Source organism: Candidatus Anaeroferrophillus wilburensis (assembly GCA_016934315.1).
GTDB classification, from domain to species: domain Bacteria; phylum Desulfobacterota; class Anaeroferrophillalia; order Anaeroferrophillales; family Anaeroferrophillaceae; genus Anaeroferrophillus; species Anaeroferrophillus wilburensis.
The window spans coordinates 73,140-86,727 of record JAFGSY010000007.1 but is presented as its reverse complement, the minus strand read 5'-3'; the positions used below and the strand labels follow the sequence as shown (position 1 = coordinate 86,727).

Here is a 13,588-nt window from a genome sequence, read left to right as displayed (position 1 = left end):
TTGTCTTTTCCTGCCCCACCACTGATGAGCGCCGACGTCAACGATATTGTTACCCTGACAATAGAGAAGCTGGTCTATGGCGGCGATGGCCTGGGACGCGTGGATCAGCTGGCGGTGTTTGTGCCGTGGACCGCGCCGCACGATATCATCCGGGCAAAAATCGTTACCCGAAAAAAGCGCTATGCCCGGGCTGAATTGCTGGAAATCATTACCCCGTCGCCGGTTCGCATTACCCCTCCCTGTCCTTATATTCAGCACGGCTGTGGCGGCTGTCCCTGGCAGCACCTGGCTTATGATTCACAACTCGCCATAAAAAGAGAACTGGTTGTTGAAGGGCTCCGGCATGCCCTGCCGGCGGAAACAGTTGAAGTCCATGCCGTTGTTGGCATGACTGATCCTTTTCATTTTCGTAACAAGGTGACGGCCAAGTGTGTTCTGGTTGACCATGAAAATGTGCACTTGGGATTTTTTGCCGCTAACTCCCACCGAGTGGTTAGTATTTTTAGTTTACCAACTGGTTCATGTTTGGTGCAGCACCGCCAAAACAATCAGTTCCTTGCTGATTGTGGCCGTTCTTTGCCGGCATTTGCCAGCTGGCTGAACAAACGGCCGATTACCTCCATTGCCGTGCGCAGTGGTATGGATGTGCTTGGTACGCATGTTCCCCGGCTGACGACCGACCTGCCGGCAGCGATTGTTGCCCGCTTGAAAACGACAGCGGCTATGGTCGCCGACAGGGTAGCAATTCCCTGTCGAGGCCTGACGTTTCAAGTCTCAGGGCAATCATTTTTCCAGACCAACACCTCCCAGGCTGAAATTCTGGTGGATACGGTTGCCGGTTTGCTGCTTTCGGGGAAGCATAACGGGACGTTGGTTGACCTGTTCTGCGGCGTTGGCCTGTTCGCCCTCTCCTTTGCCGGATTTTTCGACCGGGTATATGGTATTGAGTCATCCCGTAGTGCATTGCGCGATGCCGAGATAAACAGCAAGACATTGGCTGCCGAACAGGTAACCTGGATTGGCGGTCGGGCTGAAAAGATGTTCTCCCCCTTAGCTGCCAGATTATCAACCATTGATGCTGTCATTCTTGATCCTCCCCGAGAGGGGTGCGACCAGCGCCTGCTGCAGCAGCTGGCCGCCAGCAAAGTTGCCCGGATTGTCTATGTTGCCTGCGATCTTGCCACCCTGTGCCGGGACGTGCAGCGGCTGGCTGCCCTGGGTTACCAGCTGCTTTCCGCCCAGCCGGTTGATATGTTTCCCCATACCTACCACCTTGAGATTGTTGCCTTCCTGGTAAGAAAAGTTTCCTGACGGTTTTTTGGGCATGGAAAAAATCGACTTAAAGTGCTTCTGATGGCGGCCTGTGGGTTGGGTTTGTTCATCATGACCATAAGAGAATGCTGGCGCTGTCCGGTGTTAGATGGTATGAAAAGAACAAACGCTAAAATGCCTCTAACTCCAGATGGTATCGCAGCCGTTCCATCTTCGAGGCAAGCAAAACCTGTGGAGTGAGGTGAGCAGCCAGTCTGCCGCAGTGACGAAGGTTGCAGCCTGATAAAATTACAGTGAGGTGGTGATGGACAAACAGTTTCAGCAGCTGAAAAAAGCCATGTATGTAAGTATTGAGGGGATTTTACAGGAGCGTTGTGCCCAGGCCGAGAAAAATTTTGACTGGCTCCAGGCAAATCTTAACCCCTACTTTTTCATTACCATGGCCGACGAACATGATGCTCTTGCCAATCTGGTTGGCAGCCTCCATACGTTGGTCCATAACCGCCATCTGGTGCTTGCCGACCAGCCAGGGCAGCTGATTCAGGCCAGTCTCAGCCTTCCGGGTTCCCTCTATCAGTCATTCAGTCAGCTCCAGGAACAAAACATCTCTTACGCAGAGGTCAGTCATTCCTATCGACCGGTTCCCGGCACAAAAGATCCGCTCGAAATTCAGCGGTTCGAATTTGACCGCAAACCCCACCGTGAGATTGCCGCCGCTGGCATCATTCGTATCCCGCGGACCATCAAGCAAGCGATCAAGAACGTCATGCCGGCCGCCTACCCTGATTTTGCTTTTGCTGACTTTGATCAGATTCTGCGGATGCTCTGGCTTAACAACGAACGCTATATCCGTATCTCGCCGCCTGAGCGGGTTGCCCGGATCATCTCCCTCTATCAGCAGGTCTGCAAGCATAATGGCCTCTATCTGGACGTTGAAAATACCGAAGATGTCACCCACCATCAGGAATCACGACTCCTGTTTGCCGTGGGCAACCCGCCGGAAGGCGGCTTCCTGGCCCAGGTGCTGGAAATTCTCAATCGTTTTGATATCAGTATCCGCCGGGCTTATTGCCTCAATGTCAGCAATGGGGTAACCCCCTATTTTCTGGCAACCCTCTATGTTTCCACGCGGCAGGGTGATCTGGTGCTGAAAGAGTCAGCGTTCTATCAGGAGTTGAAAGCTGAACTCTATAATACCCAGATTCTCGCCAATACCGGCCGGGTCTATACCTCCTTTCTGGTTCATCGGGTCATGACCGGCCCGGAAGCTTCTTTGACCAATGCCCTGATTGCCTTTTGCCATGGCAATCTGGCCCATAACCGGCCGGAACAGTTTGACCTGCAGGAGATCAAAAGGGCTTTTTACCATAATCCGGATCTGGCACTGCAGCTGACGAAGCTGTTTTTTCTTCGTTTTCATCCGTCGGAAGAGGACCGTGAGGTCCGCTATGGGCGTGCCTATGCCCACGTGAAAGAGGAGATTGAGGGCTATAATACCGGCCATCGGGTTCTGGATGAGACCAGAAAAACAATTTTTTTCACCGCTCTGCTGCTGATTCACTATACGTTGAAGACCAATTTTTTTGTGCCGGAAAAACATGCGCTGGCCTTTCGCCTTGATCCTGCCTACCTGGTAGCCATGGGCGACGAATTCACCAGTGATCTGCCGGCCGGTGAGCCTTTTCGGGTGACCTTTTTTTACGGTCGCTACGGGGCCGGCTACCATGTGGGTTTTGCTGATATTGCTCGTGGCGGCTGGCGGACGGTTATCTGCCGGACAGCGGATGACTTTCTCACTACCGCGGATACCCTGTTTCGCGAGGTCTATGTCCTGGCCCATACCCAGAACCTGAAAAACAAGGATATCTATGAGGGCGGTTCAAAGATGGGGGTGGTGCTGGATGTTTCGGACATTGAGGATCAGGATCTTATCACCCAGCGCCTCTACAAGCTCCAGTACGGCTTTGTCAATGCTTTTTTGGATATCTTTGTTACCCGTAACGGCCGGGTTCAGCATCCGCAGGTTGTTGATTATTATGGTGAAGATGAACCGATCGAGCTGGGCCCCGATGAGAATATGCATGATTCGATGATTGAACTGATTGCCAGGCAATCGGTCAAGAGAGGGTATCTCCTTGGGCCGGCGCTGATATCCAGCAAAGAGGTGGGTATCAACCATAAGCAGTACGGGGTGACGTCGTTGGGGGTTATAACCTTTGCCGAAATAACCATGGCTGAGCTGGGGGTGGATATGCGGCATGACCCGTTTACGGTCAAAATTACCGGCGGTCCCAACGGTGACGTGGCCGGGAACGCCATCCGCTTGCTGCTGGCCCGCTGCCCGTGGGTGGCGATCACCTTGGTGGTGGCCGGTTCGGGGGCGGCCTATGATCCCCGGGGGCTTGATGGGCAGGAAATGGGCCGACTGGCACTGGCGGCCAATATCGATGATTTCAATCCCGATCTTCTTTCGCCGGGTGGATTTATACTCTTTCGCAAAATAAGGCGCCAGGAAGGTCTGGTTGAGTTGTTCCGTAAGCTAGTTCGCACGGAGGAGGGAGTTGAAGAACACTGGATAACCCCGGACGAGTTTCATCGGGAGTTTGACGGCCTGATTTTTTCCGTTGCTGCCGACCTTTTTATTCCTGCCGGCGGTCGGCCGGAAACCATTGATAGCCATAATTGGCAACGGTTGTTCACTGCCCGGGGGGAAGCCACCTGCCGAGCGATTGTCGAGGGTGCCAACTCTTTCATTACCCCGGCTGCCCGCCAGGAGATTCAACAGCGGGGGGTGATTGTTATCCGTGATGCGGCTGCCAATAAATGCGGGGTTATCTCTTCTTCGTATGAGATTATTGCCAATCTGCTGCTCAGTGAGAAGGAGTTTCTCAGACATAAGGAGACGTATGTGGCTGATGTCCTTGGTATTCTGGAAAAGCGGGCTCGTGATGAAGCGCAACTGTTGTTCAGCCGCTACCGGGAAGCGGGAGGGAGCATTCTTTATACGGAGATTGCCAACAGTATCAGTGCAGAAATCAATGAGCATTATAATCGGCTGTTCAGCTTTTTCCAGTCGCGGCCTGATTTGGCCGCCGATGCCATGTTTCGCCCGGTTATCCTGGCCCATTTACCCCGCTTTATCAGTGATAACCGGAAATACCGGCTGCGGATCAGGAAGCTGCCGCCGAAATATCATTATGCCATTTTGGCCAGTGAGCTAGCCTCCAGGATTGTCTACCAGGGAGAATGGGAGACCGATTTTGAAAACACTCTGAAACGGTATGTTAAGAAGCATTTTTCCGGTTGATGCCGGGCGATGTGTGCCATGGCGGGCAGATGATGATCGTATGGAGAAATGGCTGCAGGACGGGAATGGTGACCTGGTGAGATGAAGCAGGATTTCTTGTTTGATCGGTCGGCTGTCAAGCGTCGTGATGCAGACTGGCTTGCTGAGCAGCTGACGCAGCCTGAATCGCGGTTTCTGCCCTGCTGGCGGTTACAGAACTTCTTTGCCGGTGAGGAGTCCCCTCTCCCAGTCAGCCTGGCGGCCGTCGACCTTGAAGACCTTCTCGATTCTTCTAAGGTTATATTCCTTGGCACTCGGGAGAAAAACCCCTGGTTTGCCCTCGTTCTGCCCGATGATCAGTCGGTGGCTGACCGATTGAGACCCTTTGGGGTTTTTTGCCGCTTGCGACGGCTGGTTTCTGTGGTGCCGGACAGTGTTTTTCTCATGCTTTCCTATGTCCGGGCCATGGCCTACTGGCACCGGCGGAATCGTTATTGCGGTGATTGCGGAGCTCTTAATGCCGGCGCGGAGGGGGGACATCTGCTGGTGTGCACCAACCCTGCCTGTCAGCGGCAGCATTTCCCCCGTACCGATCCAGCGGTGATTGTTCAAGTCAGCTGGCAGGACAGGTGCCTTCTGGCTCGCCAGGCCGGCTGGCCGGCGGGGCTCTATTCCGTGCTGGCGGGATTTGTGGAGCCAGGAGAAAGCCTGGAGGAGGCAGTTGCCCGGGAAGTGCGGGAAGAGTCAGGGGTAGAGGTGCAGCAGATCGACTATGTTGGTTCGCAGCCTTGGGCTTTCCCCCGTTCTTTGATGGTGGGCTTTACCGCCGTTGCCACGTCAGGGGAGATCGCCTGTGCTGATGGAGAACTGGAAGATGTTCGCTGGGTGGCCCGGTCGGAACTGAAAAAGGAGCTTGAGCAGGGAACGATCCGTGTTCCGACACCGGGTGCCCTGGCTCATCGACTGATTGCCGGCTGGTTTGCTGCCGGCGGGGAAGAAAAATCCCTGGCGGCATTACGCTCACCATGAGGGCTGGATGACTATCGTTAGCACAATCATTCCCATTTTTGCCATTATTCTGCTGGGTTGCTTTGCCCGACAGCGGGGTTTTCTCCAGCCAGACTTTCTCCAGCCAGCCAATCGCCTGGTCTATTATCTGGCCATTCCGGCAATGATCTTCCGGGCCATTTCCCGTGGCTCCCTTAAAGGTCAGTTCAATGGCAGCGTGCTGGTCCTGACGCTGCTGGCCATGGTGCTGATTTTCTTTGCTGCCTGGGGGGTCTGTCGTGGCTGGAATTTGCCGCGGCGCCAGCGGGGGACCTTTATTCAAAGTTCCTTCCATGGAAATCTTGGCTATATCGGTTTGGCGGTTTCTTTTTACTTTCTGGGGGAGGAAGGGTTTGTCCGGGCCAGCATCATCGCTGGTTTCGTTATCATCCTGCAAAACTTTCTTGCGGTCGTGGCGCTACAGATGCATGCTGGTACGGCTGCCGTCAAAGGATCGCGGCTGGTGATGGTCTGGCGGATTATGGGAAACCCGGTCATCCTGGCAGCAGTTGCCGGAATTTCCTATTCCGCGTTATCGTTGCCATTGCCGCTGGTGGTTGAACGCAGTCTTGATATTCTCAGCGGTCTGGCCTTGCCCATGGCTTTGTTGATCATTGGTGCGTCGCTCTCCTTTTCTCTCATGCAGGCGCGTATCAAACCGGTGCTTGTAAGTACGACCTTCAAACTGCTTCTGCAGCCCCTCTGTGGTTTAGGGCTCTACCGACTCTTTGGTTTAACCGCAGGAGAATATATTCCGGCGCTGATTCTGCTGGCGTCGCCCACCGCGACCCTGGCCTATGTTATGGCCAATGAAATGGAGGGAGATGCTGATCTGGCGGTGGCTGCCATTTCTGCCAGTACGATGGTTTCGGCCCTGACTTTTTCGCTTTGGCTTTCCTTGACCGGCTGAACAGTCAAGTATCCTGGCGAGAGGCAGTTTTCGCTGTAAAAAGCTGGCAGGGAAGCCCGGCGGTTCGCCAGACAGCGGCAGAGGGAATTTGAAACCCATTGCCCGGCAGCCATGGGGAAAGTGGGGATCCCAGGTGACGTAGTATTGGCTGCACTGGTGGCAGTCGATGGGTTTTTTCGGGTGCATGGTCACTGAAGGTGGAATAGACAATGTTGAAGATTTCCTTACCATAGCAGAAACAGGTTGGCAACCAGGATGGAGGGAGGTTAGGGCGCATGGCAAACATTCCGGCATACCCCCAATTCGGGGATATAACCCTGGAACATGCTGAAGAAGTGCGGACTTTGTTGGGAACAATCAATGCCGAGGTTGCTGAATTTTCGTTCAGCAACCTCTTCCTTTTTCGTCATGCCCATGAGTATCGTTTGAGCCGGTGGCAGGATTTCCTGTTGATTACCGGCAAAGGCTATGATCAGCAGTCCTACGCTTTTCCGCCGCTGGGTAAAGGTGATGTTCACCAGGCGGTCAGCTTGCTGGTTGACCATCTTCAAAGCAAAGGGTTGCCGCCGGTTTTTTTTCCGGTGCCGGATGCCTGGCTTGAATCACTTTTTCCCGGGCCACTATGGACGCCGGTTGCGGATCGCAATCAGGCAGATTACCTCTACCTGCGGGAAGACCTGGCCACCCTGCCGGGCAAGAAGTTTCAAAAGCGGCGAAACCGGCTGAAAAAGTTTCTCCGGGAGGAAGCCGCGGGGTATCAGTATGCCGAACTTGCCGATGAATACCTGCCCCAGTGTCTTGAACTTGCTGATGGGTGGTGTGACATCCGTTGTTCCTTGGAGCGGCCATCCACCTATCAGGAAACGCAGGCCGTAAAGGAAGCGCTGCAGTACTACCGTCTGCTGGGGCTTAGGGGAGGGGTCATTCTTATCGCTGGGCGGGTACGGGCATTTTGTCTTGGAGAACCCCTGAACAGAAAAACCTTCGTCGTCCACTTTGAGAAAACCGAGCCCGGCCGTACCGGTCTGGCGCAGATTATCAACCGTGATTTCTGCCAGCACAGTCTTGGTGCTTTTATCTATGTAAACCGCGAACAGGATTTGGGTGATGCCGGTCTACGCCAAGCAAAAATGAGCTATAATCCCGTCTGTCTGCTTGAAAAAAATTGCCTTACGCTTGAGAAAAGCGAAACTTCCTGCTAATGTCCGGCAGTGGGAGTGATTTGACTTTCGCGGCCCGGGAGCTATTGTTATGGTAAAGGCAACAATGGGTTGCCACCATCATCCAGGAATGGCAACCCAGGAAGGTCGCTGACCGTTTATCAAAGGAGGTTCTTATGCCCTATGTCAACATCAAACTTACTCCTGACGGCCTAACGCCGGCAAAGAAAGCGGCATTGATCAAAGGCGTTACAGATCTTCTGCAGAATACGTTAGGCAAGAACCCCAGCACGACGGTTGTTGTTGTCGATGAAGTTGCCACCGATAACTGGGGTATCGGTGGCGAGACGGTTACCGCCCGCCGGAGGCATGCCGGGTAACAGCATGCCCGTGGTGATGTGGTGTTATTCATGAAAGGAGCTGCCAATGAAAATTTTAGGAATTTCAGGAAGCCCCAGAAAAGCTGAAACATCCGGAGTCCATACGCTGGTGCAGACGGTGTTGGAAGGTACCGGCATGGACTATGAACTACTCTCCCTGCGTGGTAAAAAGATATCCGGCTGCATTGCCTGCCTGGGATGTGCAAAAGATAATGTCTGCAAGGTGCAGGACGACATGGTGGAGATGCGCGAGAAAATTGTTGCGGCCGATGCCTATGTTATCGGGGCGCCGAACTACTATTCAACCTTGAATGCCATTACCCATGCCTTTCTTGAACGATGGTTTCAGTTTCGCCATCAGGAGGGGAATGCCTTGTGGGGGAAGCTGGGGGTTGTGGTGGGAGTCGGAGGGATGCACAGTCAGCCCCCGGCAGCCGAGATTGAAAAATTTTTTATGTATAATTTCATCGAAACAGTAGCCCGGGTGACCGGTAGGGGTGCTGCCTCCTGTTATACCTGCGGCTATGGTGAAACCTGCAAAGTTGGCATCCCCCAGATTCTTTACGGGGAGGGATTTAAAATTGTTCCTGAGGAAATTCCCGATGTTATCAAGCAGCCTGAAGCCATGAACATGGCGGTTGATGCTGGAAAGCTTCTCGCAGAACGGCTGAAAGAGGGACATGACCGGCAGCAGGTTGCCATGAAGATGCAGGAAAAAATGATGAGTTTGATGGACGGTGCTGTTTAAGTAATGATTGTCAATGGTTTCTCTATTGTGGTTAGGTAGATGGTTGGCATGAGTGATGCATGAAATCCGGGTCGGTTGGCAGTGCCGGTAAGAACGCAGACCGAAGAAGACCTGAAACGGTAACTATTTAACTGGAGGTGGGGAAAATGAAGCTGAAACAGATCTCAATTTTTCTGGAAAACTCCCCCGGAAGGCTTTATGAGGCTACCAAAGCTTTGGGGGATGCCGGCATCAACCTGCGGGCGTTAACTCTGGCGGAAGCTGCCGATTATGGTGTTCTCAGGCTGCTGGTTTCCGATGTTTCCAAAGCGCGGCGGATTATGATGGAAAAGCATTTCCCCGCCCGGGTGGATGAGGTTGTGGCAGTGGAAATCGAGGATAAAGCGGGAAGCTTGGCCAAAGCCCTGAAACCCTTGATGGATGCCAATATCAGTGTGCAGTATATGTATGCTTTTGCCGGCTTTACCAGTGCCTCCGCCGTGATGATCTTCCGTTTCAGTAATACCGATAAGGCGATTGTGATTCTCCAGCAAGCGGGAGTAATACTGTTGGATGCCAAGGCGTTCGGCATTCTGGAAGGGGCCGAGTAGGCATCGGGACAACGAGGAAGGGAGGACCAGTGATGTCTCAAAAAACAGGGGTTGATTGTAAGAAGTTTGCCGTGATTGGCGCCGGGCCGGTGGGTTGTATTGTGGCCGCTTATCTGGCAAAAGGGGGTTTTGATGTCACGTTGTGTGATATTGTTCCTGAACTGGTGGCGCCGGTGGTTAATCCTGGTATTGTTATCGATGGAACGGAGGAAATCCGGCAGCCGGTGACGCGTGGCATCAGCAATATTGACGATTTGGCCCATGACCCGCCTGATGTCATTATCATCACTGTTAAAGCGACGGTTTTGCACCTTATTGCTTCGACAATCCAGGGGTTTTACCGCGAGGGGATGTATGTTGTCAGTTGGCAGAACGGCATAGATACTGAATTGGTGCTGGCGGAATCCCTGGGACGTCCGGCGGTGCTGCGGGCTGTGGTGAACTACGGCTGCGGTCTCGTTAAGCCGGGCCATGTTCACATGGCCTTTCACCATCCCCCCCACTTTATTCAGGAGCTCGATCCGGCAGGCAAGCCGGCAGCCCTCGCCATTGCGGCGGCGTTGACCAAGGGTGGTCTGGTTACTGAGCGGACTGATGAGATTGTTAACATGGTGTGGCGCAAATCGATTATGAATGCCTGCATGAATCCCGTATGTGCGGCCACCGGCTTGACCATGGCCCAGGTGATGCGGGATCCCATCGTTTTTCAGATAGTTGACAACCTGGTCAAAGAGGGTGTGCAGGTTGCCCGGGCCAACGAAATATCTCTGGGTTGGAACTACTATCCCTACGCCATTGGCTACATGAAAAATGCGGGCGATCATAAGCCGTCCATGCTGATGGATATTGAAAATAAACGGCGTACCGAGGTGGACTTTATCAATGGGAAAATTGTCGAATACGGCAGGCAGGTGGGGATGGAAACTCCTTATAATCTGATGATTCGTGCTTTGGTGAAAGCGTTGGAACCGAAATAGTATTCCTGGGAGGCTCAGCAGCGATTCATCAAGAGAAAAGGCCCCCTGTCCGGGGCCTTTTCTCTGTTGGGGAAAATCTAGCTTGGCTGTTTAACTGGCTGCTGTTTTTTTGGGGGGGGCTTTGCTGCAGCAGGTTGGCAGGGCAGTGGAAAAGGAATAAAATCCTCAAAGTTTTCATGTAATCCGGCGAAAGTCCACTAAGCGGCACAGAATGTCGGGAAAACTGCAGGTTATGGGGAGAGTTCATCGTGTCCAGCACGCAATTAGCGCATCTTTCTTCACAGGATATCCTTGATTCTTTAAATGACGGTGTCTATGTCACCGATTGCGACCGGCGCATTGTTTTCTGGAACAAAGCAGCGGAGCGCATTGTTGGTTGGCGGGCGGCGGAGATTGTCGGACGCTCCTGCGGCGATAACCTCTTGTGTCATATAGATAAAGATGGCCATGAGCTTTGTGGCGAGGTGTATTGTCCCCTGCACCGGGCCATGGTTACTGACCGTGGATCCGCTGTGCCAATCATTGTTTTTGCCCAACACAAAGATGGTCGCCGGATTCCCCTGCAGGTCAGTGTCGCGCCCATCCGGGATAAATCCGGGGAGGTCATTGGCGGGGTCGAAACCTTTCGGGATTTGTCTTCCTTGATAAAAGATCTGAAGAGGGCGAAAAGTATTCAGGAACAGTCATTGCGGATGCCGCAGGAATCCGATCCTCGGATTACCTTTATCAGCCATTATATTCCCTATGATGTTGTCGGCGGTGACTATTTCAGTATTGAAAGACTGGATGAGGATTGCTATGTATTTCTGCTGGCGGATGTCATGGGGCATGGCATTGCCGCCGCTCTGTACACCATGTATCTCCACAGCCTCTGGGAAGAATCCCGCTCACTGCTGGCTTCCCCAGCGACGTTTTTTACTGAAGTGAACCGTAAGCTGTGTGCGCTTGGCAGTGAGGGGGATACCTTTGCCACCGGTGTTTTCGGGGTGGTTGATATCGGCCGTCAGCTGGTACACCTTTGTAATGCTGCCGGCCCGCCCCTGGTTGTGGTCCGCGGGAATTCCACCTTAGAATCTCTGAGTGTTCCAGGATTTCCTCTCGGATTAATGGCGGGAATGGATTATGTTGAGGAAACCCTCAGCCTGGCCCCGGGTGATTCGCTGCTTTGTTTTTCAGATGGGGCTATCGAAGTGCGTGATGCCCAGCGCCGCGAGCTTGGTGTTGACGGATTGCTGGCACTGCTGAAAGAGACAGGATATCCTGACACTGCCATCAAAATGGCAGAACTTGAGAGAAGGTTGCTGCTCTATTCCAATGCTATCAGGCTGGATGATGATCTGACCTTCCTGGGAATTCACTTGGTTGCCTGAACCCCCCCATGTCTTGCAGGTGTTTCAGCGCAATTTTTTGCCCATGCCGAACGGTAGTGCATGGGGGTTGCGGGGAGTGGTTTTCCATTTGTTCCTGGTCGGTCCTTAAGCGACGTGTGTTTGTTGCCATGGATGGTTTTCGTAACAGCTTCACCTTCCTTGCAGCGCTGCAACCTGCGGCATTTCAGTGGGCCTCGCTGTACACCGAATTCCTTAGCTTTTGTACGCCTTCAATCTGGAGTCCTTCCATCCAGGTTTCAAGGCGTTTTTCGGTTGTTGCAAGGTTATCAACATTAAAGTAAAATAATTTGCTAAATTAGTCGGAAAAGGGTATTTTTTACAAAAAGGATATTCTCTTTACGGGTGATGGGGTCCCATAGATGCCTGAGGTGGGATGATCTGCCAGAGAGAACATGGAAAAATGAGCTTTTTCAGGCTGGAATGGTGAGCGTTCTATGAAATTAAAAAACATGATTAAGCTGTTCCTGGTGGTTGGACTGTTACTGGCAGTGCCGATTCATGCATGGTCGTTCCCGGGCAAAAAGCAGGGCGCTGGGCAAAGCGTCCAGCAGGTAGGCCAGGCAATCTGCGGCAAAGTTCTGGAAACGATGGACAGCGGCGGTTATACGTATGTGTTGCTGGATACCGGCGCAGAAGAGCTTTGGGTTGCGACGCCGCCGATGGCTGTTGAAGTAGGCCAGCAAGTGGCTCTGGTGCAGGGTATCGAGATGGCAGACTTTACCAGCAATACCCTTAAACGGACGTTTGCGAAAATTATTTTTTCCGGCGGTCTTTTGACCGAGGCTCCCCAAGGGACAATGGCATCGTGTGAGCAGAAAAAGTGCTCGAAAGATGGGAGCTGTCCGCTTCCTTCCGGGAAACCGATGATGAATGGCCCCCACGGCGACCAGCAAGAGTCCTCTATGGCTGCTGATGTTAACGTGGAGAAAGCGGCCGGTGAGAATGGTTACACCATTGGGGAACTGTTTGCCCAAAAAGGCACCCTTGAGGGCCAGAAGGTAGTGGTGCGGGGGAAGGTTGTGAAAATCAACGAAAATATTATGCAGCGGAACTGGATTCATCTCCAGGATGGCAGCGGTGATCCGGCTAAAGGGAGCCATGATCTGGCGGTCACATCTTCTGCGTTGCCGGAGGTGGGCCAAGTGGTTACCGTCAGTGGGGTTTTCCACGGGGATAAAGATTTTCCGGCCGGCTACCATTTTGAGGCGATTGTTGAAGAGGCAACCGTGCAATAGGGCCGTTGGAGAAATCAGTTCACTTTGTCAGGGCATAAAAAGACCGCCAACCTCGGCGGTCTTTTTATGCCCTGAGGATGGTAAGGGTTGTTGAGATAAGCATGGTGAGCGATTGTATTTTTAATGGTCAGAAAAACCAGTTCTCTGCCGATGACGATAGTTTGGAGGGGTGTTAAGCCTGCCAACAATTGCACCATGGGGTCGTTCATGGAAGTATCGCAGAAGCAAAAGGTACATGTCAAGAGTGTCACTGTTAAGATGAGATTGTCAGATGGTTCGACACTTGTCGGCGAGGTTAATCTGTTGGCTGAAGGGGGAGTTGGTCGGCTTAGTGAGCTTTTTACTAAAGGAAACAATCCCTTTATGGTGGTTTTTAACGCCATGCAGCAGGGAAAAGCAGGCCAGACGTTTGTGGTGAATAAAAAGCAGATCCTGTGGGCTGGACTTGATGAAACACAAGGTTGCGGTCAGCACAATAAGTGATAACAAAAATATGGCTAGTATGCTTCAAATCCCAGAGGGTTTCCCCCTGAATTCCCAGTAACCCCGCCAAAAACGCCTGACTACTATCATTGTTTTCCCTGCTGGGACC

At 52.7% G+C, this 13,588-nt stretch carries 12 protein-coding genes; all 12 read left to right on the top strand.

All coding sequences use genetic code 11. The annotated features are described in order from the left end of the window. The 12 genes from JXO50_01260 to JXO50_01205 all read left to right on the top strand — a co-directional run bounded on the left by JXO50_01260 (position 1) and on the right by JXO50_01205 (position 13,479). Positions 1-1,311 carry a class I SAM-dependent RNA methyltransferase gene (locus JXO50_01260; GenBank protein MBN2331716.1) on the top strand — a complete coding sequence of 437 codons (1,311 nt, stop codon included), beginning with the start codon at positions 1-3 and terminating at the stop codon, positions 1,309-1,311. A 298-nt stretch (positions 1,312-1,609) separates the two neighbouring features. Next, entirely contained in the window at positions 1,610-4,579 is a 2,970-nt protein-coding gene (locus JXO50_01255; GenBank protein MBN2331715.1) for an NAD-glutamate dehydrogenase, read from the top strand. Positions 4,580-4,660: 81 nt separating this feature from the next. Next, on the top strand, positions 4,661-5,587 hold the full coding sequence (nudC, locus tag JXO50_01250) for an NAD(+) diphosphatase (GenBank protein ID MBN2331714.1): 927 nt from the start codon (positions 4,661-4,663) through the stop codon (positions 5,585-5,587). Positions 5,588-5,594: 7 nt separating this feature from the next. Further along, positions 5,595-6,515 carry an AEC family transporter gene (locus JXO50_01245; GenBank protein MBN2331713.1) on the top strand — a complete coding sequence of 307 codons (921 nt, stop codon included), beginning with the start codon at positions 5,595-5,597 and terminating at the stop codon, positions 6,513-6,515. A 275-nt stretch (positions 6,516-6,790) separates the two neighbouring features. Further along, the gene (locus tag JXO50_01240) at positions 6,791-7,717 is read left to right on the top strand and encodes a DUF2156 domain-containing protein (protein MBN2331712.1); all 927 of its coding nucleotides are present in this window, start codon (positions 6,791-6,793) and stop codon (positions 7,715-7,717) included. A 134-nt stretch (positions 7,718-7,851) separates the two neighbouring features. Further along, a complete protein-coding gene (locus JXO50_01235) occupies positions 7,852-8,055 on the top strand; it encodes a 4-oxalocrotonate tautomerase family protein (GenBank protein ID MBN2331711.1) in 204 nt (67 codons plus the stop codon). 46 nt (positions 8,056-8,101) lie between these two features. Next, the gene (locus JXO50_01230; GenBank protein ID MBN2331710.1) at positions 8,102-8,803 is read left to right on the top strand and encodes a flavodoxin family protein; all 702 of its coding nucleotides are present in this window, start codon (positions 8,102-8,104) and stop codon (positions 8,801-8,803) included. Positions 8,804-8,949: 146 nt separating this feature from the next. Next, positions 8,950-9,393, top strand: coding sequence for an amino acid-binding protein (locus JXO50_01225; GenBank protein MBN2331709.1), 444 nt, complete (start codon positions 8,950-8,952; stop codon positions 9,391-9,393). Positions 9,394-9,425: 32 nt separating this feature from the next. Continuing rightward, positions 9,426-10,370: a 2-dehydropantoate 2-reductase gene (locus JXO50_01220; protein MBN2331708.1), complete on the top strand. Its 945-nt coding sequence runs from the start codon at positions 9,426-9,428 to the stop codon at positions 10,368-10,370. Between the two features lie 248 nt (positions 10,371-10,618). After that, on the top strand, positions 10,619-11,740 hold the full coding sequence (locus JXO50_01215) for a SpoIIE family protein phosphatase (GenBank protein MBN2331707.1): 1,122 nt from the start codon (positions 10,619-10,621) through the stop codon (positions 11,738-11,740). Between the two features lie 455 nt (positions 11,741-12,195). Then, positions 12,196-12,996: a DNA-binding protein gene (locus JXO50_01210; protein ID MBN2331706.1), complete on the top strand. Its 801-nt coding sequence runs from the start codon at positions 12,196-12,198 to the stop codon at positions 12,994-12,996. Between the two features lie 207 nt (positions 12,997-13,203). Continuing rightward, the gene (locus tag JXO50_01205) at positions 13,204-13,479 is read left to right on the top strand and encodes a hypothetical protein (GenBank protein MBN2331705.1); all 276 of its coding nucleotides are present in this window, start codon (positions 13,204-13,206) and stop codon (positions 13,477-13,479) included. Positions 13,480-13,588 lie beyond the last annotated feature (109 nt).